A 20,381-nucleotide genomic window follows, 5' to 3' on the forward strand; every position below is an offset into this window, starting at 1 on the left:
TACGAGGTTCAGACGCACCCGTGGGTGCGCCAATGCGAACGCATCGGCTGGAGCGCCAAGGTCTGGACCTGCAAACGCTGTAGGACTTTTCGCTATTTGTTCGACGGCCACAGGGGGCCGGACACCGGCAGCGATCAACGCCGCTGCCGGCAGGGCGGGGGGTTACAGGCTGAAGCGGGCGACCAGGGTCTGCAGGTGGGTGCCCAGGCGCGCCAGCTCGACGCTGGAGGCGGCGGTCTCTTCGCTGGCGGCGCTGGTCTGGTCGGACACATCGCGCACCGTCATCACGCTGCGGTTGATCTCTTCGGCCACTGCGCTCTGCTGCTCGGCAGCGGCGGCGATCTGCTGGTTCATGGCCTGGATCGAGGACACGGTGCGGGTAATGGTTTCCAGCGAGGTGCCGGCGCGGCGGGTCAGCTCGACGCTGCTGCCGGTCAGGCTGCGGCTGTTGTCCATCACCGTGGCGACCTGCTGGGTGCCGTTCTGCAGGCCGGCGATCAGCTCCTCGATCTCTTCGGTCGATTGCTGTGTGCGCTGGGCCAGGCTGCGCACTTCATCGGCAACCACCGCGAAACCGCGCCCGGCCTCACCGGCACGAGCGGCCTCGATGGCGGCGTTGAGGGCCAGCAGGTTGGTCTGCTGGGCCACCGACTTGATCACGTCGAGCACGCTGCCGATCTTGGCGCTTTCGGCCTTGAGCTGACCCATGGCTTCGCTGGAGTGTTCCACCTCGGCGGCCAGGCGCTCGATCTGGTCGATGGCCTCGCCCACCACGCGGTCGCCTTCGCGGGCCTGCTGGTCGGCCATCTGCGCCGCCTCCGAGGCCTCTTCGGCGTTGCGCGCCACTTCCTGCACGGTGGCGGCCATCTCGTTCATGGCCGTGGCCACCTGGTCGGTCTCGACCTTTTGATTGTTGACCCCGGCGCTGGTCTGCTCGGTGACGGCCGAGAGCTGCTCGGCGGCGCTGGCGATCTGGGTGACACCATCGCCGATACCGCCGATCAGCTGGCGCAGGTTCACGGTCATGCGCTGCATGCTGTGCTGCAACTGGCCGAGTTCGTCGCTGCGCTCCACGCGCAGGTCGTGGCGCAGGTCGCCGCTGGCGATGCGGTCCACGGCGCCGAGGGTGTGGCGCAGGGGTACGACGATCTGGCGGGTGATGGCCCACGAGGCGAGGATGCCGAAGAACAGCGCCAGCGCCGTGGCCAGGGCCAGCATCGACTGGGCGTGCTGCGATTCGTCGTCGCGCAGTTGGGTGAGGCTGCGGCTCATCTGCTGGCTCAGGTCGATCAGCAGCGTGCCCTGTTCGGCCATGTGCTGCAGGGCCGCGTCATTGGCGGCCTGGGACAGGCTGAACTGCTCCACCGCGTTGCGGTAGGTGGCCAGCGCCTGGGTGGCGGCGGCCAGGGCATCGGCATGCTCGGCCGGCACCTTGGCCGGCAGGCTGCGGATGACGCTCAGGGCCTGGTCGATGGCCTGCAGGGCGGTCTGCTGTAGCTCGGCCTGCCCGCTGAAGATGTAGCCACGCACGTGGAAGCGGGCCTGCAGCATCAGCGCCTTGGCCTGCACGGCGCTGTTGAAGGTCTGGATATCGCCGCCTTGCAGCAGCCCGCGCTCTACCTGATCCAGCGATGCGGCGGTCTTTTCCGCGCTGCTGCTCATGGTCGCACGGCTGGCCTCGCGGGCCTGGGCCGCCTGCTTGAGGTCGGCGAAGGCGCGCTGGTACTGGGCAACCGCCTCGTTCTGGCGTTGCAGGCGGTCGCCGTTTTCGCTGGGCGGTATGTGCTGTTCCACGTTCTTGAGCTGGCGATCCAGCTCTACCAGGGCGTTCTCTACCGCGTCGGCGCTGGCAGCATCGCGTTTGTGCTCATAGGTCTGGCGGGCGATGCGCAGGTCCTGGGTGATCTGGTGAATCCGGGAAATCTCGCCCAGGGTGTCGCCGCGCTGGGTGACACCGTTGAGCCCCTGCCAACCGGTGAGTGCGATCAGCAGGGTCAGCAGCAACACGGTGCCGAAGCCGATGCCGAGTTTGAGCGTGACGCTAAAATTGCCCAGATGGTGGGCGAACCAACGGTACATGGGGTGACTCCATTGCGGTCAGGCGGGGGCGGATGCGTGGTCTGTGGCCAATGCATCGGCCTGGGGTCACAAAACTGAAGGTGTGTATGAAAGGCGTCGCCGGCAAGGCCGGCTCCTACGCACAGCAGCGGACGCGGTGCTAGAACAACCGCGCCAGCAGGGCGGTGACCGCCGTCTCCACGCGCAGGATGCGCTCGCCCAGCTGTACCGGGTTCAGCCCGGCCTTGCCCAGCAGCTCGACCTCATACGGGATCCAGCCACCTTCCGGGCCGATCGCCAGGGTCACCGGCTCGGTCAATGCGCGCGGGCAGGGCGGGTGGTTGCCTGGGTGGCCGACCAGGCCCAGGGTACCCTCGGCAATCGCTGGCAGGCGATCTTCGACGAAGGGCTTGAAGCGCTTCTCGATCACCACCTCGGGCAGCACGGTGTCGCGCGCCTGCTCCAGGCCCAGCACCAGTTGCTCGCGGATTGCCGCAGGCTCCAGGAAGGGGGTTTGCCAGAAGCTCTTCTCGACCCGGTAGCTGTTGACCAGGATGAGCTTGCCCACGCCCATGGTGGCCACGGTCTGGAACACCCGGCGCAGCATCTTCGGGCGCGGCAGGGCCAGCACCAGGGTCAGCGGCAGCTTGGCCGGCGGCGGCTGGGTGAACTCGACCGACAGTTCGGCTTCATGGCCCTCCAGGCGCAGCACCACGGCCTGCCCCATCAGCCCCCCCAGGCGTCCCACGCGCAGGGTGTCGCCCACCGCCACGCGGTGGATCTCCTGCATGTGGGTAAAGCGCCGGTCGCCCAGCACCACACGGTCGGCCGCGACGAAGTCGGCCTCCTCGAGCAGCAGCAGGTTCACGGCTGGGTGGCTGGCGGCTGGTCGTCAGGCTCGTCGGCCTGCACCGGGGCACTGCGCTTGCGGATCAGCCCGCCGAACAGCACGCCGACTTCGAACAGCAACCACATCGGCACGGCCAGCAGGGTCTGCGAGAAGATGTCCGGCGGGGTCAGCACCATGCCGACCACGAAGCAGCCGATGATGACGTAGGGGCGGATCTTCTTCAGGTACTTCACGTCGACCACGCCGATCCACACCAGCAGGATCACCGCCACCGGGATCTCGAAGGCCACGCCGAAGGCGAAGAACAGGGTCATGACGAAGTCGAGGTAGCTGGCGATGTCGGTCATCATCGACACGCCTTCGGGCGTGGCGCTGGCGAAGAAACCGAAGATCAGCGGGAACACCAGGAAGTACGCGAAGGCCATGCCGGCATAGAACAGGAAGATGCTCGACACCAGCAACGGCACTGCGATGCGTTTTTCATGGCGGTACAGGCCGGGGGCGATGAACCCCCAGATCTGGTGCAGGATCACCGGGATCGCCAGGAACAGCGAGACGATCATGGTCAGCTTGAATGGCGTGAGGAACGGCGAGGCCACGTCGGTGGCGATCATCGTGGCGTTGGCCGGCAGGTGGGCGCGCAACGGTGCCGAAACCAGGGTGTAGATCTGCTGGGCGAAGGCGAACAGGCCGGCGAAGATCACGAAGATGACCGCGACGCAGCGCAACAGGCGCGTGCGCAGCTCGGTAAGGTGCGAGACCAGCGGCATCGGCTGGTCGTTTTCCGGGATTTCGCTCATGGGGCTCGCGGCGGCTGTGTCGGTTCGGTGGGCGGTGCTGCTTCGACGGCAGGTGCAGGTGTCGGTGCAGTCACAGGTTCTGGTGCAGGCGCCGGCGCAGCCTCGGTGGCGGTGGCGGCTGGCTCCGCGCCGGGGGTGTGCGCCGGATCGGGCTGTACCGATTGCGGGTTGAGGATGCGCCGGGCTTCCTGCTCCATGGAGAGGATGTGCTCGTTGTGCAGCTGGCGCCGGATATCGTCGGCACCGATCTCGCGCTCCACCTCGTTCTTGATCGCGTTGAAGCTGCGTTTCAGTCGGCCGATCCACAGCCCGGCGGTACGCGCAGCGCCCGGCAGGCGCTCGGGGCCGAGCACCAGCAGGGCCACCAGGCCGACAAGCAACAACTCACTGAAGCTGATCCCGAACATGTGTTCACTCTTTCCTGGTCGGCTCTTCGACCTTGTGCGCCTGGCCATCGAAGGTCTGCGGCTGGTTCAGCGGTGCAGCGGCGGGCGGCGGGGTCGGCTGGGCAGGCTGTACGGTGGGCTGCTCCGGCTTGTCTTCCTCTTCGTTCATGGCCTTCTTGAAGCCCTTGATCGATTCGCCCAGGTCGCTGCCCAGGTTTTTCAGTTTTTTGGTACCGAACACCAGTACAACCACCACCAGCAGGACGATCCAGTGTTTCCAGTCAAAAATACCCATGGTGCAATCCTCGATTGAATTCGTTAGGCCGACGGCTGGCGGGCGGCCTTCTCGTCGTGCCCGGACAGGCCGAAGCGGCGGTCCAGTTCGTCCAGCACGGCCTGCGGGTGCTGGCCCAGGGCGGCGAGCATGACCATGCTATGGAACCACAGGTCGGCGGTCTCGTAGATGACATCGCTGCATTCGCCACTGACGGCGGCGTCCTTGGCGGCGATGATGGTCTCGACCGATTCCTCGCCGACCTTTTCCAGGATCTTGTTCAGGCCCTTGTGGTACAGGCTGGCCACGTACGAGGTGTCGGGGGCCGCGCCCTTGCGCGATTCGAGCACTTCGGCCAGGCGGATCAGGGTGTCGCTCATGTCAGTGTCCTGCGCTGTAGATGGCATGCGGGTCTTTGAGTACCGGGTCGACGGTCTTCCACGCGCCGTTCTCGTACACGCGGTAGAAGCAGCTTTCACGGCCGGTATGGCAGGCGATGTGGCCCAGTTGCTCGACCATCAGGATGATCACGTCGGCGTCGCAGTCCAGGCGCATTTCATGCAACTTCTGCACGTGGCCGGACTCTTCGCCCTTGCGCCACAGTTTGCCACGCGAACGCGACCAGTAGATGGCGCGCTGCTCGGCGGCAGTCAGGCTCAGGGCCTCGCGGTTCATCCAGGCCATCATCAGCACGCGCCCGGTCTTGTGGTCCTGGGCGATCGCCGGTACCAGGCCATCGCTGTTCCAGTTGATCTCGTCCAGCCAGTCTTTCATGTTCGACTCCAAAATAGGCCACGGTCCCGCACCGATGCCACCTGCTAGTGTGCCAGCCACGCAGCAGGCTGGCTATCGGCGCACGATCAGGTAAAGGCCCCCGGCCAGCATCAGCCAGGCCGGCCAGGCTGCCGGGGCGCTGAGGCTCACGGCACCTGCGGCGATGGTTGCGCCGCCCGCCAGCAGGCCGGCACCGAGCAGGCGCAGGGCCCAGCGATCGCGCTGCTGCCAGGGTGGCGGCGGGTCGTTCAGGTGCGGTTGCGACATGCGTTCTAGCAGGTCGCGGGTCATGCCGGCCAGGTGCGGCAGTTGCTCGACCTGGCTGTGCAGGTTCTGCAGCACGTTTTTCGGGCTGACCCGCTCGCGCATCCAGCGCTCCAGAAACGGCTGGGCGGTGCTCCACAGGTCCAGGTCAGGGTACAGCTGACGGCCCAGGCCCTCGATGTTGAGCAGGGTCTTCTGCAGCAGCACCAGTTGCGGCTGCACTTCCATGTTGAAGCGCCGCGCGGTCTGGAACAGGCGCATCAGCACCTGGCCGAAGGAAATATCCTTTAACGGTTTTTCGAAGATCGGCTCGCACACGGTGCGGATCGCCGCCTCGAATTCGTTGAGCTTGGTCTGCGCCGGTACCCAGCCCGAGTCGATGTGCAACTGGGCCACGCGGCGGTAGTCACGCTTGAAGAAGGCGAACAGGTTGCGTGCCAGGTAGTCCTGGTCCTCGGGGGTGAGGCTGCCCACGATGCCGCAGTCGATCGCGATGTACTGCGGGCTCCACGGCTTGACGGTGCTGACGAAGATGTTGCCCGGGTGCATGTCGGCGTGGAAGAAGCTGTCGCGAAACACCTGGGTGAAGAAGATCTCGACGCCGCGCTCGGCCAGCAGCTTCATGTCGGTGCGCTGGTCGGCCAGGGTGGCAAGGTCAGTGACCTGCACGCCATAGATGCGCTCCATCACCAGCACCTTGGGCCGGCACAGGTCCCAGTACACCTGGGGCACGTACATCATCTCCGAGCCTTCGAAGTTGCGTCGCAGCTGGCTGGCGTTGGCCGCCTCGCGCAGCAGGTCGAGCTCGTCGTAGATGGTCTTCTCGTAATCGTTGACCACCTCGACCGGGTGCAGCAGGCGGGCATCGGCCGACACCCGCTCGGCGCCGCGGGCGATCAGGAACAGCCAGGCCAGGTCCTGCGCGATGATCGGCTTGAGGCCTGGGCGCACCACCTTGACCACCACCTCCTCGCCGCTCTTGAGGCGCGCCGCGTGCACCTGGGCCACCGAGGCCGAGGCCAGCGGTTCGACGTCGAAGCGGCTGAAGATCTCGCCCACCTTGGCGCCGAGCTGCGATTCGATCAGCGCCACGGCCTTTTGCGGGTCGAAGGGCGGCACGCGGTCCTGCAACAGCATCAGCTCGTCGGCGATGTCGGCGGGCAGCAGGTCACGGCGGGTGGAGAGCAACTGGCCGAACTTGATGAAGATTGGGCCCAGGTCCTGCAGCGCCAGGCGCAGGCGCGCGCCACGGCTCAGGGGCGACGGCTTGCGCGGCAGCCAGCGCCAGGGCATGGCGAAGCGCAGGGTCATCAGCCACCAGGGCAGGGGCAGGTCGAACAGCAGGTCATCGAGACGGTAGCGGATCACGACGCGCTGGATGCGCAACAGACGGCGGACGGCAAGCAGCTTCATGCGTTATCGCTGGATTCAAGGGATCGGGCAAGGCGCGCAATGCGTGCCTCGAGGCGTTCTACATCGATTTTCAGGGCATCGAGCTCGGCGAAGCGCGCTTCGGCTTCGCGCTGGCCGACCAGGGTGCGGGCCTCTTCGGCCAGGTATTCGCCAAGGTTCTGGTTGAGGCTGGCCAGGCCCTGGCGGGTCCAGCGCGCGCGGCTGCGCAGGTGGCCGCCGATCAGCTGGGTGGCGACCGGGCCGAGCCAGCGCGAGAGTTCGTACTCCCAGTCCAGCTCCAGGTCCTGCAGCACGCCGACCAGGTCGAGCAGCACCGCGCTGTCGCCTTCGAGTTCCACCTGCGGGCTGTGCAGCACCGCCGGCTTGTCCTGGCTCAGGGCCAGTTGCAGCAGGCTGCTGGCCGGTGCACGCAGGGTGCAGTCGGCCTCGGTTTCCCAGTGGCTGGCGAGCATCAGGCCTTCATCGCCGGGCAGGATGTACAACTGCAGCGCCGGCTGGCGGCAGTCGATGGCAATGATCTTGCCCTCGAGCGCAGCCAGGCGCGGCAGCGCAGTGCTGTCCATGCGCAACACACGGTTGAGACCGTGTTCGACGCTGGCGAGCAGCCCGGCCAGCAACATCAGGGTTTGATACCGCGGTGCAGGGCCACGATACCGCTGGTCATGTTGTGGTAGGTGACGCGGTCGAAACCGGCGTCGACCATCATGGCCTTGAGGGTTTCCTGGTCGGGGTGCATGCGGATCGATTCGGCGAGGTAGCGGTAGCTGTCCGCGTCGTTGGTGATCAGCTTGCCGGCCAGCGGCATGAAGGCGAACGAGTAGGCATCGTAGACCTTGGACATCAGCTTGTTGGTCGGCTTGGAGAACTCCAGCACCAGCAGGCGGCCGCCCGGCTTGAGCACGCGCAGCATCGAGCGGATCGCGTCGTCCTTGTGGGTCACGTTGCGCAGGCCGAAGGCGATGGTCACGCAGTCGAAATGGTTGTCGGGGAAGGGCAGCTTCTCGGCGTCGGCCTGGACGAACTCGATGTTGCCGGCCACGCCCTTGTCGAGCAGGCGGTCACGACCGACCTTGAGCATCGAGGCGTTGATGTCGGCCAGTACCACCTGGCCGGTGGGGCCGACCAGCTGCGAGAACTTGCGCGCCAGGTCGCCGGTGCCGCCGGCGATGTCGAGCACGCGGTTGCCAGGGCGCACGCCCGACAGCTCGATGGTGAAGCGCTTCCACAGGCGGTGCATGCCGCCGGAGAGCACATCGTTCATCAGGTCGTACTTGGCGGCCACCGAGTGAAAGACTTCGGCGACTTTCTCGGCCTTCTGACTTTCGGGGACATCCTTGTAGCCGAAGTGGGTGGTGGGTTCGGCGTGTTCGCCTTTGCGCTGGTCGTTCATATCGCTTCACCGGAAAAAATTACTGGCCATTCTAGGGCGTGCGGCTGCATTTGTCTTGGCGGGGTGTGTCGCAGGCGGAGGCAGGGGCATAATGGGAGTATGCCCTTCTAGCCAGGATTGATTGAATGACCCAGATCAGCGTCGAACGCAAACACAGCCTGGGGCGCGCAGCGGCCCGGGAAAAGGCCGAAGCCCTGGTGGACAAGCTGACCCGCGAGTACGACCTCAAGGCACAGTGGAACGGTGACCGGGTCGAGGTCAGGCGCAGCGGTGCCAATGGCAGCATCGATATCGGCGACGACAGCATCCGGGTGGAGTTGAAGCTCGGGATGATGCTGTCGATGATGGGCGGCACGATCAAGGCCGAGATCGAGCGGGCCCTGGACAAGGCCCTGGCCTGAAACCGCTGTAGAGGGTCAAGTGGCCCCGCAGGTTCACTGCAGGCCCTGTGGGCGCGGGCTTGACCCGCGACAGGGGCCTTCGCTGCACAGCAAATCCTGCCCTTAGGGTGAGGATTCTAATTTTTCCCCCTACCTTTGTGCCCAAGCCCAACTTTCACGGGCGTAACTCCATTTCCGTTCAAGCGTGAGGTGCAGAGCATGGCCAAAGTGACCCTGAAGAAAATCGACGACGCCCCGGGCAAGGCCCTGGGCGAGGTGCGCGGCTACGCGCGCAAGATCTGGCTGGCAGGCCTGGGGGCCTACACCCGGGTCGGGCAGGAGGGCGCCGAGTACCTCAAGGAGCTGGTCAAGGCCGGCGAAACCGTGGAGAAAAAAGGCAAGAAACGCCTCGACCACGAACTCGATGCCGCCAACAGCGAGATCCAGTCCGCCAGGCAGGAACTGGGCAGCGTGAAGGGCAAGGTCGAAGTTCAGCTGGATAAAATCGAAAAGGCTTTCGACACACGGGTCGCCAGCGCCTTGAATCGCATCGGCATTCCGTCTAAACATGACGTGGAGGCACTTTCTGCCAAGCTCGAAGAGCTGACGCTGTTGCTCGATCGTGTCGCACGCAAACAATAAGGAGAGCGGGATGGCTGGCAAAAAGACAACTGAGAAAGAGAGCAGCTCCTGGGTCGGGGGGATCGAAAAGTATTCCCGCAAGATCTGGCTGGCTGGTTTGGGTATCTACTCCAAGATCGATCAGGACGGCAGCAAGCTTTTCGAAACCCTGGTCAAGGACGGTGAGAAAGCTGAAAAGCAGGCCAAGGGCAGCGTCAACTCGGCCAAGGCCAGTGCCAAGTCTGCGACCTCGCGCGTAGGCGACGTGAAAGACCGCGCACTGGGCAAGTGGAGCGAACTCGAAGAGGCTTTCGACAAGCGCCTGAACAGTGCCATCTCGCGCCTGGGCGTGCCCAGCCGCAATGAGGTCAAGGCACTGCACCAGCAGGTCGACACCCTGACCAAGCAGATCGAGAAACTGACCGGTGCCTCGGTCAAGTCGGTCTCGGCCAAGGCGCCGGCCAAGCCACTGGCCAAGGCAGCACCGAAAGCGGCGGCCAAGCCTGCGGCCAAAACTGCGGCGGCCAAACCGGCAGCGGCCAAGCCAGCAGCCAAGCCGGCCGCGGCGAAAACCGCAGCCGCCAAGCCTGCAGCGAAAGCGGCGGCCAAACCTGCCGCAAAACCTGCCGCCAAGCCGGCAGCAGTGAAAAAGCCAGCGGTGAAGAAAGCCCCGGCCAAGCCTGCTGCAGCCAAGCCCGCAGCGGCCAAACCGGCAGCGCCAAGTGCCAGTGCGGCACCGGCGCCAAGCCCGGCGGCCACTGCGGCGCCAGCCGCGTCGGCAGCACCAGCACCTTCGAGCCCGGCCAGCCAGGCCTGACTCGAGGTAGCTGTACAGAAAACGCCCGGCCTGTGTGCCGGGCGTTTTTATGTGGGGTGCCTGTGCTGGCCTCATCGCGGGTCAAGCCCGCTCCCACAGGGATCACTGCCTTCCTTGCAGGCGCGGGCTTGTTCCGCGATGGGACCCTCAGCCCTCCAGGTACCTCAGGGCCAACTGCTCCGCCGCCAGGCGTGACTCCACCTCCAGGTGCGGCGCCACCAGCATCATCACCTGGTACACCACGATCCCGACCTCGCCCTCGCGCGCCAGAATCCGCTGGTAGTCCAGCGAGAACAGCAAGGTCATGCTGATCTGCTCCACCAGTTGCCCCAGTGCGCGGGTATCGCTGGTCACCTGCCCATGCGCCTTGAGGCTCGCCAGCAATGCCGCCAGCGTGCGCTTGAGCGCATTGAGCAGGGTGCGCATGCCCCGCGCCAGCTTGGGCAGGCGCCCGGTAAGGTTGGACAGGTCCTGGAACAGAAAGCGGTACTGCGCCATGCGCTCCACGATCAGGTGCAGGAACAGCCAGTAGTCCTCGGCATCCAGGCGCACCTCCAGGGGCGGGTCGAGCAGGGGCGTCAGCTCCTCCTCGAAACGCTCGAACAGGCCCAGCACCAGCGGCTCCTTGCCGTGGAAGTGGTAGTACAGGTTGCCCGGGCTTATGCCCATCTCGTTGGCGATTTCCAGCGTCGAGACATTCGGCTCGCCCTGACGATTGAACAGGTGCAGGGCGCACTCCAGGATACGGTCGCGGGTCTTCATCCGTTCTTCTTGCTCAGCGCACCAGCACGTAGGTGCCGGGTGCGGGGTCCATGGGAGGGTAATTGGCGCTGCCCAGCGACAGGCGGGTTTCGCGCTGCGCACCGGAGCGCGCCTGTATCCAGTCGAGCCACTGCGGCCACCAGCTGCCCTCGACCTTCTGCGCATCGTGGTACCAGGCCCGCGGGTCGCTGCTCAGCCTGGGGTTCTCGACAAAATGCGCCTTGGGGTGGCCCGGTGGGTTGAGGATGCTCTGCACATGCCCGCTGTTGGCCAGCACGAAGCGCCGCTCGCCGCCCAGCAGCAGGGCCGAGCGGTACACCGCGTCCCACGGGGTGATGTGGTCGTTGCTGCCGGCCACGTGGAAGCTGTCCACCGTGACCTTGTTCAGGTCGATCGGCGTGCCGCATACCTCGAGGCCGTCGGCGTGCGTCAGCGGGTTGAATTTGAAGAAGTCCAGCAGATCGCCGTGCAGCGCGGCCGGCAGGCGGCTGTTGTCGTTGTTCCAGTACAGGATGTCGAATGCCGGGGGCGCCTTGCCCAGCAGGTAGTTGTTGACGAAGTAGTTCCAGATCAGGTCGTTGGGGCGCATCCAGGCGAACACCCGTGCCATCTCGCGGCCCTCCAGCACGCCCTGCTGGTAGGAGCGGCGCTTGGCCGCCTCCAGGGTCTGCTCGTCGGCGAACAGGCTGGCGGGGCTGTCGAACTGGCTGTCGAGCAGGCTGACCAGGTAGGTGGCGCTGTGCACCCGGCGCATCTGGCGCTTGGCCTGCAGGTGACCCTGCAGGGCCGCGATGGTCAACCCGCCGGCACAGGCGCCAAGCAGGTTGACGTCGCGGCTGCCGGTGATCGAGCGGCACACGTTCATGGCTTCCTCGACCGCCGCCACGTAGCTCGACAGGCCCCATTCGCGATGCCGGGCGTCGGGGTTGCGCCAGCTGATCATGAAGGTCTGCAGGCCGTTCTTGAGGGCGTACTGCACAAAGCTGTTGGTCGGGCTGAGGTCGAAGATGTAGAACTTGTTGATCTGCGGCGGCACCACCAGCAGGGGCCGGGCGTACTGTTTTTCGCTCATCGGGCGGTACTGGATCAGCTCCAGCAGCTCGTTGCGAAACACCACCGCGCCGGCGGTGCTGGCCAGGTTCCTGCCCACCTCGAAGGCGTCCGGGTTGACCTGGCGTGGCAGGCCGTCGTTGTGGCGCAGGTCGTCGAGCAGGTGGTTCAAGCCGCGCACCAGGCTCAGCCCGCCGGAGTTCAGCAGCTCCTTGACCGCCGCCGGGTTGAGCAGGGTGTTGCTGGGCGACATTGCATCGTTGAGCAGCGAGAACACGAAGTGTGCGCGGGCGCGGTCATCGTCGTCCAGCTGGCTCTCGTCGATCCACTGGCAGGTCTGCTGCTGCCAGGCCAGGTAGGCCTGCAGGCCGCGTCGGTACAGCGGGTTGAGCTGCCAGGCCGGGTCGTTGAAGCGGGTGTCGCGTGGCGAGGGCTGGTAGGGGGTATCGCCCAGCATCACGCGCCCCAGCTGGCCACCCAGCGCCAGCAGGTGGCGCGCCGTGTGCAGCGGGTGACGCAGGCCGTGGCGCCCCAGCTGGTGCACCGTCGACAGCAGGTCGCGACCGCGCAGGCCACTGATGGCGCTGCGCACGTTGAGATAGGCAGCGGGGGTCGGTACCCCGGGCTTCGCGGGCTTGTCTTTCATCCAGGCAACACTCCGTCGTCAGGCCATCAACCAATGTTTCAATGCAAGAGCGACACCAACCCGAACTGGCGCTGACATGCCCCGGCGCTCCTGCCGGGGGTGCAAGCGATAGAGGTGCTCAAGCGCTCGGGGCGGGCCGTGGATGCATGACGGCGCGTTGGCGCTCCTGCTGCAGGAATTTCATGATGATCGGGGCAACGGCTTCGGCCCGGGTGATCAGGAACAAGTGACCGTCGTCGATTATGTGTAGCTGGGCATTGGGAATTCGCCAGGCCAGCAGGCGCATATTGATCAGCGGGATCAGCGGGTCGTCGTCGCCGGCCAGCACCAGGGTCGGCTGCTGGATCTTGTGCAGCCAGTGGATGCTGGTCCAGCCCATGCCGGCGAACAGCTGCCAGTAATAGCCCAGCTTGCCCGAGGAACGCACCTTGGCCGCATGCGACGCGGCCAGGTTCGGGTCGCGGCGAAAGGCCCCGCCATAGATTTCCGGGGCGATGCGGATCACGTGGGACGGCTGTATGTAGCGCCTGGGGCTGGCCATCAGCCACAGCACCCGTGGCTTGCCCGGCACCATCACCGCACCGGCGGCGGTGGCCGCCAGCACCAGCTTCTTGCAGCGCTCGGGGTAATCGTGGGCGAACTGCTGGGCCAGCGCTCCGCCCCACGACACGCCGATGGCATTGACCTGCCCGTAGTCGAGGTAGTCGAGCATGCGCGCCGTCAGCTTGGCCAGCCCGGGAAAGCGGTAGGGCCGGCGCGGTGTCGACGAGCCGCCCACGCCGGGTACATCGAAGGCGATCACTTCAAGGTCCGGGTCCAGCGCATCGATGAACGGGAACACCAGCTCCAGGTTGGCGCCGATACCGTTGAAGATCAGCAGCGGCGTGAGGTGCGGCTTGCCGGGGCGAACGGCCGTGCGGATGGACTGGCCATCGAGCTCGACGGTTCTGAAGAGATACGGTTGCGGCATGCGCGAGCCCTGTCGTGAGTAGCAGCGCCGCCTTGCCTGCGGCGGCGCCGGGTGTTTTCAGCGTTCGTGGACGTAGGTGCCGGGCGACGCTTCGGCGCTCGGGTAGGCCTTGTTGCCCAGCTTGGCGGGTGCCGGCTTGAGTGCGCCGGAGCGCTCGGCCAGCCACGCCTGCCAGTACAGCCACCAGGAATCGGTGTGCTTGGTGGAGTTCTCCTGCCAGTCGTCGGCCTGGGCCGGCATCTCGCTGCTGGTCATGTAGCGCGACTTGGGGTTGCCCGGCGGGTTGAGGATGCTCTGGATATGCCCGCTGTTGGACAGCAGGAACTCGACCTTGCCGCCGAACAGCTGCGCCGACTTGTAGCAGGACTTCCATGGGGTGATGTGATCGTTGGTGCCGGCCACGCTGAAGATGTCGGTGGTGACCTGGCTCAGGTCGATCGGCGTGCCGCACACTTCCAGTGCACCGGGACGCACCAGCGGGTTGTTCTTGAACATTTCGATCAGGTCGCCGTGGAAGGCGGCGGGCAGGCGCGTGGTGTCGTTGTTCCAGAACAGGATGTCGAACACCGGCGGCTCGTTGCCGAGCAGGTAGTTGTTGACCCAGTAGTTCCAGATCAGGTCGTTGGGGCGCATCCAGGCGAACACCTTGGCCATGTCGCGGCCTTCGAGCACACCGGCCTGGTAGGAATGGCGCTTGGCCGACTCCAGGGTCTGCTCGTCGACGAACAGCGCCACCTGGGTGTCGAGGGTGGTGTCGAGCACGCTCACCAGCAGGGTCAGGGCATTGACCTTCTTCTCGCCCAGTGCCGCGTAGTGGCCCACCAGCGCGGTGCAGGTGATGCCGCCGGAGCAGGCACCGAGCATGTTCAGGTCCTTGCTGCCGGTGATTGCCAGCACCACGTCGACGGCCTCCTTGAGCGCATCGATGTAGGTCGACAGGCCCCACTCGCGCTGGGACTTGTTGGGGTTGCGCCAGCTCACGATGAAGGTCTGCACCGTGGAGCGCAGGCAGAAGCGCGCCAGGCTCTTTTCCGGGCTGAGGTCGAAGACGTAGAACTTGTTGATCTGCGGCGGTACCACCAGCAGCGGCTTTTCGTGCACCTGCTCGGTGATCGGGCGGTACTGGATCAGCTCCAGCACGTCGTTGCGAAACACCACGGCGCCCTCGGTGGTGGCCAGGTTCTTGCCCACCTCGAAGGCGTCCATGTTGACCTGGCTGGGCATGCCGCCGTTGTGCACCATGTCCTTGGCCAGGTGCGACAGGCCGTCGAGCAGGCTCTTGCCACCGGTTTCGAAGAACCGCTTGACCGCTGCCGGGTTGGCCGCGCTGTTGGTGGGGGCCATGGCCTCGGTCATCAGGTTGATGACGAAGTGCGCGCGGCTGATGTCCTGCTCCGACAGGTTGCTGTTGCCGATCCAGTCGTGCAGTTCCTTGCGCCAGGCCAGGTAGGTCTGAAGGTAGCGGCGGTACAGCGGGTTCTGGCTCCAGGCCGGGTCGCTGAAGCGGCGGTCGTCGCCCTCCGGCTGCAGGCCGGACTTGCCGAAGATCACGTCCTTGAGCTGCAGGCCGAAATGCGCGACGTGCTTGGCACTGTGCAGCGGTTGCTTGATGGCCTGACGCAGCACCATCCGGGCCGAAGACAGCAAATCCTTTCGGCGCAGGCCAATGATGGGGCTCAGGCCCAGGGTGTTTTCAGAGGCTTGGCGCTGCAGGTCATCGTTGTTCTTGTTACTCATCTACGACGCTCCGTTGTCCTGAGACGAGTACCGGCTGGGCTGTGGGCGTTGCACAGACGAATGCCCGGTACTACTGCTCGGGTGACCAGTGATAACGAACTGCGGTCCTGCGACCGGATGCGCGACGGTGATGAGCCCTGCGGGTTTATGCGTGTGAAGACAACCTGCTTTCGCTCGCGACCTCGGCATACCGGCCAGACCCTGCATCAACCCGCCCATGCAGGGTACTTGCCATATCCATTGGTTACCCGACTTTCATGGAATGCGCAAGCCGGCCAATCGCTGGCCGGCGCACGGGCATTCAAGCAAATAGAATTAGAAAATGCGCTCTAAAACGCCGGAGTGCCGGGCTAGAGCATCAGCTTGACGATCGACTCGGAAGGGTCGCGGGATTTGCCGGCCTTGGCCAGTTCGTCGAGGTACTCGGCCCACAGCTGGTCCTGGCGCAGGCACAGCTGTTCGAGGTATTCCCAGGTGAACAGGCCGCTGTCGTGGCCGTCGTCGAAGGTGAGCTTGAGCGCGTACTGCCCGGCGGGCTCTAGCTGGCTCAGGCCGACGCCGAGCTTGCCAAATTGTAAGATCGGATTGCCGTGGCCCTGGACCTCGGCGGAAGGGGAGTGCACGCGCAGAAATTCGGCGGGCAGGTGATACACCTCGTCGGGCCCGTAGGTCAGGCTCAGGGTCTTGGAGGCTTTGTGCAGATTGATGGCGGTAGGCAGACGGGGCATGGCTATAAGGCTCTTGGGCTTCAAGCTGCAAGCTACAAGCTGCAGGAGAAGGCGTCCAGCACCTCCGGCCTGCAGCTTGCCGCTTGCCGCTGAGCTACAGAATGTAGCGCGACAGATCTTCGTTCTGTGCCAATTCGCCCAGGTGGCTGTTGACGTACTCGGCGTCGATGCGGATCGGCGCTTCGCTGTGGGCGCTGGCCAGGTCGCCGGCGCTGAACGACACCTCTTCGAGCAGGCGCTCGAGCAGGGTGTGCAGGCGACGGGCACCGATGTTCTCGGTCTTCTCGTTGACCTGCCAGGCAATCTCGGCCAGGCGCTTGATGCCGTCGGCAGCGAACTCGATGTTCAGCCCCTCGGTCTTGAGCAGCTCGCGGTACTGCTCGGTGAGCGAGGCATGCGGTTCGCTGAGGATGCGCTCGAAGTCTTCCGGGCTCAGGGCCTTGAGTTCGACACGGATCGGCAGACGACCCTGCAGCTCGGGCACCAGGTCGCTCGGCTTGCTCAGGTGGAACGCACCGGAGGCGATGAACAGGATGTGGTCGGTCTTGACCATGCCCAGCTTGGTATTGACCGTGCAACCTTCGATCAGCGGCAGCAGGTCGCGCTGCACGCCTTCACGGGACACATCGGCGCCACCGACGTTGCCGCGCTTGGCTACCTTGTCGATCTCGTCGATGAACACGATACCGTGCTGCTCGACCGCCTCGAGGGCCTTGGCCTTGAGTTCTTCCTCGTTGACCAGGCGCCCGGCTTCCTCGTCGCGCACCAGCTTGAGCGCTTCCTTGACCTTGAGCTTGCGGCTCTTCTTCTTGCCCTTGCCCATGTTGGCGAACAGGTTCTGCAGCTGGTTGGTCATCTCTTCCATGCCCGGCGGCGCGGAAATGTCGACGCCGACCGCTTCGGCCACCTCGATCTCGATTTCCTTGTCGTCCAGCTGGCCTTCACGCAGGCGCTTGCGGAACAGCTGGCGGGTGTTGGAATCGCTGCTGTTGACCGGGTCTTCGTTGAAGCCGGTGCGGGCCGGTGGCAGCAGCGCATCGAGGATGCGCTCTTCGGCGGCGTCTTCGGCACGGTGGCGCACGCGCACGATCTCCTGCTCGCGCAGCAGCTTGATCGCGGCGTCGGCCAGGTCGCGGATGATCGACTCGACGTCACGGCCCACATAGCCCACTTCGGTGAACTTGGTGGCTTCGACCTTGATGAACGGCGCGTTGGCCAGCTTGGCCAGGCGACGGGCGATTTCGGTCTTGCCCACGCCGGTGGGGCCGATCATCAGGATGTTCTTGGGGGTGACTTCCACGCGCAGCTCTTCGGGCAGCTGCATGCGGCGCCAGCGGTTGCGCAGGGCGATGGCGACGGCGCGCTTGGCATCGTCCTGGCCGATGATGTGGCGGTTGAGTTCGTGGACGATTTCGCGGGGGGTCATGGACATAATGGTCGATGGTCCTGTGGGCAAGTGTTCAGCGTGGAAAAGCCCGACCGTCGGGGTCGGGCGCCAGAACAGCTGAATTACTCGGCCAGGTCCTGCTCCTCGATGGTCAGGTTGTGGTTGGTGAACACGCAGATGTCGCCGGCGATGTTCAGTGCGGTCTCGGCGATTTCGCGAGCCGACAGGTCGGTTTTCTGCAGCAGGGCGCGTGCGGCGGCCTGGGCGTAGGCGCCGCCGGAACCCATGGCGATCAGGCCGTCTTCGGGTTCGACGACGTCACCGTTGCCGGTGATGATCAAGGAGGCGTCCTTGTTGGCCACGGCCAGCATGGCTTCCAGACGGCTCAGCGAGCGGTCGGTACGCCATTCCTTGGCCAGCTCGACGGCGGCGCGAATGAGGTGGCCCTGGTGTTTTTCGAGCTGGGCTTCGAAGCGCTCGAACAGGGTGAAGGCGTCGGCGGTGGCACCGGCGAAGCCGGCGATGACCTGGCCGTGGTACAGGCGACGAACCTTCTTGGCGTTGCCTTTCATCACGGTATTGCCGAGGGAAACCTGGCCGTCGCCGCCCATGACGACTTTGCCGTGGCGACGAACTGAAACGATGGTGGTCAAGGGAGAGTCTCCACGCAGCGAGGCGAAAATGCCTGATGCAGACTCATATGGGGGTGGGGGGAAAGATTTCAACCTTTGCGGCCCCTTCGCCGGCAAGGCCGGCTCCTACCGGTAGGAGCCGGCCTTGCCGGCGAAGGGTTTGACTCAGGCTTCGTGGCTGATGTGCCCGTCAACCAGGGTGTAACGCACCGCACCCGGCAGGCAGTGCCCGATGAACGGGCAGTTTTCGCCCTTGGAGCGCCATTGTTCGCCAGCCACGGTCGAGGCCTGCGGGTCGAACAGCACCAGGTCTGCCGCCGCACCCACCTGCAACTGCCCGGCCGGCAGGCGCAGGGCCGCCGCAGGGCCTGCAGACAAACGCTGCAACAAGGTTGCCAGGTCGAGCAGGCCGTCCTCGACCAGTGTCATCGCCAGCGGCAGCAGCAACTCGACGCTGCTGATGCCCGGTTCGGTGGCACCGAACGGCGCCAGCTTGGCGTCGCGCTCATGCGGCTGGTGATGGCTGGAAATCGCCTGGATCACGCCCCGCTTGACCGCATCACGCAGGCCGTCGCGGTCGGCGCGGGTGCGCAGCGGCGGTTGCACGTGGTACAGGCTGGAGAAGTCGCGCAGCGCCTCGTCGGTGAGGATCAACTGGTACAGCGCCACATCCGCCGTCACCGGCAGGCCGCGGGCCTGGGCCTGTTCGATCAGCTTGGCGCCACGGGCGCTGGTCAGCTGGCTGAAGTGCGCACGCACGCCGGTCTGTTCCACCAGCAGCAGGTCGCGGGCCAGGGCCACGGTCTCGGCGGTTTCCGGAATGCCCGGCAGGCCGAGGAAACTGGCCATCGCGCCCTCGTGGGCGAGGCCGCCCTGGGCCAGGTCGCGGTCCTGGGAATGGAAGATCACCGTCAGGTCGAAGGTGGCCGCGTAGTCCAGCGCGCGGGCCAGGGTGCGGGTGTTGGTGAAGCTGTTCAGGCCGTTGCCGAAGGCCACGCAGCCGGCATCGCGCAGGGCGATCAGCTCGGCCAGTTGCTCGCCTTCCAGGCCCTTGCTCAAGGCGCCGATCGGGTACACCTTGCTGTGCCCGGCTTCACGGGCGCGGTCCAGGATCAGCTCGGTGACTGCCGAGGTGTCGAGCACCGGCCGGGTCTGCGGCGGGCAGCACAGGCTGGTCACGCCACCGGCGGCGGCGGCGCGGGTTTCGCTGGCGATGCTGCCCTTGCGGCTGTAGCCGGGCTCGCGCAGGGCAACGCTCAGGTCGACCAGGCCGGGCGCGGCCACCAGGCCGGTGGCGTCCAGGGTACGGGCGGGCTTGAAGCCGGCCGGGGCAGCGCCGATGGCGACGATCTTGCCGGCGTCGATGTGCAGGTCGCCGACCTGGTCCAGGCCGCTGGTTGGGTCGATGACACGGGCGCCGAGGATACTCAGGCTCACTGGGCGTTCTCCTGCTCGAATTGACGTTGCGCGGTCTGCCCGCTCATGGCCATGGACAACACCGCCATGCGCACGGCGATGCCGTAGGTGACCTGGTTGAGGATCACCGAGTGGGCGCCGTCGGCCACGGCCGACTCGATTTCCACGCCACGGTTGATCGGCCCGGGGTGCATCACGATGGCATCGGGCTTGGCCCCGGCCAGGCGTGCGGTGGTCAGGCCGAACAGACGGTAGAACTCGCCCTCGCTGGGCAGCAGGCCGCCGGTCATGCGCTCACGCTGCAGGCGCAGCATGATCACCACGTCGACGTCCTTCAGGCCTTGCTCCAGGTCGGTGTAGACCTTCACGCCGTACTGTTCGATGCCGATCGGCAGCAGGGTCTTGGGGCCGATCACGCGGATGTCCGGGCAACCCAGGGTTTTCAGCGCGAGCATGTTCGAACGCGCCACCCGCGAGTGCAGGATGTCGCCGACGATGGCCACCGAGAGGTTCTCGAAGCCGCCCTTGTGGCGACGAATGGTCAGCATGTCGAGCATGCCCTGGGTGGGGTGCGCGTGGCGCCCGTCGCCACCGTTGATGATCGCCACCTCCGGGCACACGTGCTCGGCGATGAAGTGCGCGGCGCCCGAGTCGGCGTGGCGCACCACGAACATGTCGGCGGCCATGGCTTCAAGGTTGCGCAGGGTGTCGAACAGGGTCTCGCCCTTGCTGGTGGAGGAGGTCGACACGTTCAGCGTGATCACGTCGGCCGACAGCCGCTGGGCGGCCAGTTCGAAGGTGGTGCGGGTACGCGTGGAGTTCTCGAAGAACACGTTGCACACGGTCTTGCCGCGCAGCAGCGGGACTTTCTTGACCGCACGCGCGCCGACTTCGAGAAACGAGTCGGCCGTGTCGAGAATTTCGGTCAGCAGTTCGCGGGGCAAACCGTCGAGCGAGAGGAAGTGGCGCAGCTGGCCCTGGTCATTGAGCTGCAGCGGGCGCTTGGCGTCGATTGGCGTCATCGCG

General features: G+C 65.6%; 22 protein-coding genes and 1 pseudogene. 3 read left to right on the forward strand and 20 right to left on the reverse strand.

Going from position 1 to position 20,381, the window contains the following annotated elements; all coding sequences use genetic code 11:
- Positions 1 to 162: 162 nt before the first annotated feature.
- The 11 genes and pseudogenes from FW760_RS14405 to ubiE form a co-directional block, all read right to left on the reverse strand.
- Positions 163 to 1,035, reverse strand: a complete 873-nt coding sequence (locus FW760_RS14405; protein ID WP_411269358.1) for a methyl-accepting chemotaxis protein — start codon at positions 1,033 to 1,035, stop codon at positions 163 to 165.
- A pseudogene (locus FW760_RS14410) lies at positions 1,018 to 2,079 on the reverse strand (methyl-accepting chemotaxis protein); the annotation flags it as partial. The pseudogene FW760_RS14410 and the gene FW760_RS14405, both read right to left, overlap by 18 nt.
- A gap of 139 nt (positions 2,080 to 2,218) precedes the next feature.
- Positions 2,219 to 2,926 carry a 16S rRNA (uracil(1498)-N(3))-methyltransferase gene (locus FW760_RS14415; RefSeq protein WP_043862166.1) on the reverse strand — a complete coding sequence of 236 codons (708 nt, stop codon included), beginning with the start codon at positions 2,924 to 2,926 and terminating at the stop codon, positions 2,219 to 2,221.
- A complete protein-coding gene (gene tatC, locus FW760_RS14420) occupies positions 2,923 to 3,708 on the reverse strand; it encodes a twin-arginine translocase subunit TatC (protein WP_043862165.1) in 786 nt (261 codons plus the stop codon). Before tatC ends, FW760_RS14415 begins: the two co-directional genes overlap by 4 nt.
- Entirely contained in the window at positions 3,705 to 4,115 is a 411-nt protein-coding gene (gene tatB / locus FW760_RS14425; RefSeq protein WP_058541639.1) for a Sec-independent protein translocase protein TatB, read from the reverse strand. The genes tatC and tatB overlap by 4 nt, the downstream gene beginning before the upstream one ends.
- A gap of 4 nt (positions 4,116 to 4,119) precedes the next feature.
- Positions 4,120 to 4,389 (reverse strand): twin-arginine translocase TatA/TatE family subunit, encoded by a 270-nt coding sequence (locus tag FW760_RS14430; RefSeq protein WP_043862163.1) that lies wholly within the window; start codon positions 4,387 to 4,389, stop codon positions 4,120 to 4,122.
- Positions 4,390 to 4,412: 23 nt separating this feature from the next.
- Complete coding sequence (locus FW760_RS14435) at positions 4,413 to 4,748, reverse strand: phosphoribosyl-ATP diphosphatase (protein WP_043862162.1); 336 nt, start codon at positions 4,746 to 4,748, stop codon at positions 4,413 to 4,415.
- 1 nt (position 4,749) lies between these two features.
- A complete protein-coding gene (hisI, locus tag FW760_RS14440) occupies positions 4,750 to 5,142 on the reverse strand; it encodes a phosphoribosyl-AMP cyclohydrolase (RefSeq protein WP_043862161.1) in 393 nt (130 codons plus the stop codon).
- A gap of 72 nt (positions 5,143 to 5,214) precedes the next feature.
- Positions 5,215 to 6,819, reverse strand: coding sequence for a ubiquinone biosynthesis regulatory protein kinase UbiB (gene ubiB / locus FW760_RS14445; RefSeq protein WP_058541638.1), 1,605 nt, complete (start codon positions 6,817 to 6,819; stop codon positions 5,215 to 5,217).
- Entirely contained in the window at positions 6,816 to 7,439 is a 624-nt protein-coding gene (locus tag FW760_RS14450) for a ubiquinone biosynthesis accessory factor UbiJ (RefSeq protein WP_043862159.1), read from the reverse strand. Before FW760_RS14450 ends, ubiB begins: the two co-directional genes overlap by 4 nt.
- Entirely contained in the window at positions 7,439 to 8,209 is a 771-nt protein-coding gene (ubiE, locus tag FW760_RS14455; RefSeq protein WP_043862158.1) for a bifunctional demethylmenaquinone methyltransferase/2-methoxy-6-polyprenyl-1,4-benzoquinol methylase UbiE, read from the reverse strand. Before ubiE ends, FW760_RS14450 begins: the two co-directional genes overlap by 1 nt.
- A gap of 125 nt (positions 8,210 to 8,334) precedes the next feature.
- Between ubiE and FW760_RS14460 the strand changes: the two genes are divergently transcribed.
- From FW760_RS14460 to FW760_RS14470, 3 genes are all read left to right on the forward strand, one after another.
- Complete coding sequence (locus FW760_RS14460) at positions 8,335 to 8,610, forward strand: polyhydroxyalkanoic acid system family protein (protein WP_043862157.1); 276 nt, start codon at positions 8,335 to 8,337, stop codon at positions 8,608 to 8,610.
- Positions 8,611 to 8,808: 198 nt separating this feature from the next.
- A complete protein-coding gene (locus FW760_RS14465) occupies positions 8,809 to 9,231 on the forward strand; it encodes a phasin family protein (protein WP_043862156.1) in 423 nt (140 codons plus the stop codon).
- A 10-nt stretch (positions 9,232 to 9,241) separates the two neighbouring features.
- Positions 9,242 to 10,027, forward strand: a complete 786-nt coding sequence (locus tag FW760_RS14470; RefSeq protein ID WP_116052521.1) for a phasin family protein — start codon at positions 9,242 to 9,244, stop codon at positions 10,025 to 10,027.
- A 147-nt stretch (positions 10,028 to 10,174) separates the two neighbouring features.
- Here the strand turns inward: FW760_RS14470 and FW760_RS14475 are convergent, their stop codons facing one another.
- From FW760_RS14475 to FW760_RS14515, 9 genes are all read right to left on the reverse strand, one after another.
- Positions 10,175 to 10,789, reverse strand: coding sequence for a TetR/AcrR family transcriptional regulator (locus FW760_RS14475; protein WP_043862154.1), 615 nt, complete (start codon positions 10,787 to 10,789; stop codon positions 10,175 to 10,177).
- Between the two features lie 13 nt (positions 10,790 to 10,802).
- Positions 10,803 to 12,485 (reverse strand): class II poly(R)-hydroxyalkanoic acid synthase, encoded by a 1,683-nt coding sequence (gene phaC / locus FW760_RS14480; RefSeq protein WP_116052522.1) that lies wholly within the window; start codon positions 12,483 to 12,485, stop codon positions 10,803 to 10,805.
- A gap of 118 nt (positions 12,486 to 12,603) precedes the next feature.
- The gene (gene phaZ / locus FW760_RS14485; protein WP_043862152.1) at positions 12,604 to 13,455 is read right to left on the reverse strand and encodes a poly(3-hydroxyalkanoate) depolymerase; all 852 of its coding nucleotides are present in this window, start codon (positions 13,453 to 13,455) and stop codon (positions 12,604 to 12,606) included.
- Positions 13,456 to 13,512: 57 nt separating this feature from the next.
- On the reverse strand, positions 13,513 to 15,192 hold the full coding sequence (phaC, locus tag FW760_RS14490) for a class II poly(R)-hydroxyalkanoic acid synthase (protein ID WP_043862151.1): 1,680 nt from the start codon (positions 15,190 to 15,192) through the stop codon (positions 13,513 to 13,515).
- Between the two features lie 350 nt (positions 15,193 to 15,542).
- Positions 15,543 to 15,920 carry a gamma-butyrobetaine hydroxylase-like domain-containing protein gene (locus FW760_RS14495; protein WP_043862150.1) on the reverse strand — a complete coding sequence of 126 codons (378 nt, stop codon included), beginning with the start codon at positions 15,918 to 15,920 and terminating at the stop codon, positions 15,543 to 15,545.
- Positions 15,921 to 16,014: 94 nt separating this feature from the next.
- Positions 16,015 to 17,352: an ATP-dependent protease ATPase subunit HslU gene (gene hslU / locus FW760_RS14500; protein ID WP_054915767.1), complete on the reverse strand. Its 1,338-nt coding sequence runs from the start codon at positions 17,350 to 17,352 to the stop codon at positions 16,015 to 16,017.
- A gap of 77 nt (positions 17,353 to 17,429) precedes the next feature.
- Positions 17,430 to 17,960: an ATP-dependent protease subunit HslV gene (hslV, locus tag FW760_RS14505; RefSeq protein ID WP_116052523.1), complete on the reverse strand. Its 531-nt coding sequence runs from the start codon at positions 17,958 to 17,960 to the stop codon at positions 17,430 to 17,432.
- A gap of 144 nt (positions 17,961 to 18,104) precedes the next feature.
- On the reverse strand, positions 18,105 to 19,376 hold the full coding sequence (locus FW760_RS14510) for a dihydroorotase (protein ID WP_043862148.1): 1,272 nt from the start codon (positions 19,374 to 19,376) through the stop codon (positions 18,105 to 18,107).
- Complete coding sequence (locus FW760_RS14515) at positions 19,373 to 20,377, reverse strand: aspartate carbamoyltransferase catalytic subunit (protein ID WP_043862147.1); 1,005 nt, start codon at positions 20,375 to 20,377, stop codon at positions 19,373 to 19,375. The genes FW760_RS14510 and FW760_RS14515 overlap by 4 nt, the downstream gene beginning before the upstream one ends.
- Between the last annotated feature and the right edge of the window lie 4 nt (positions 20,378 to 20,381).

Source organism: Pseudomonas sp. 1176_21, assembly GCF_052850635.1.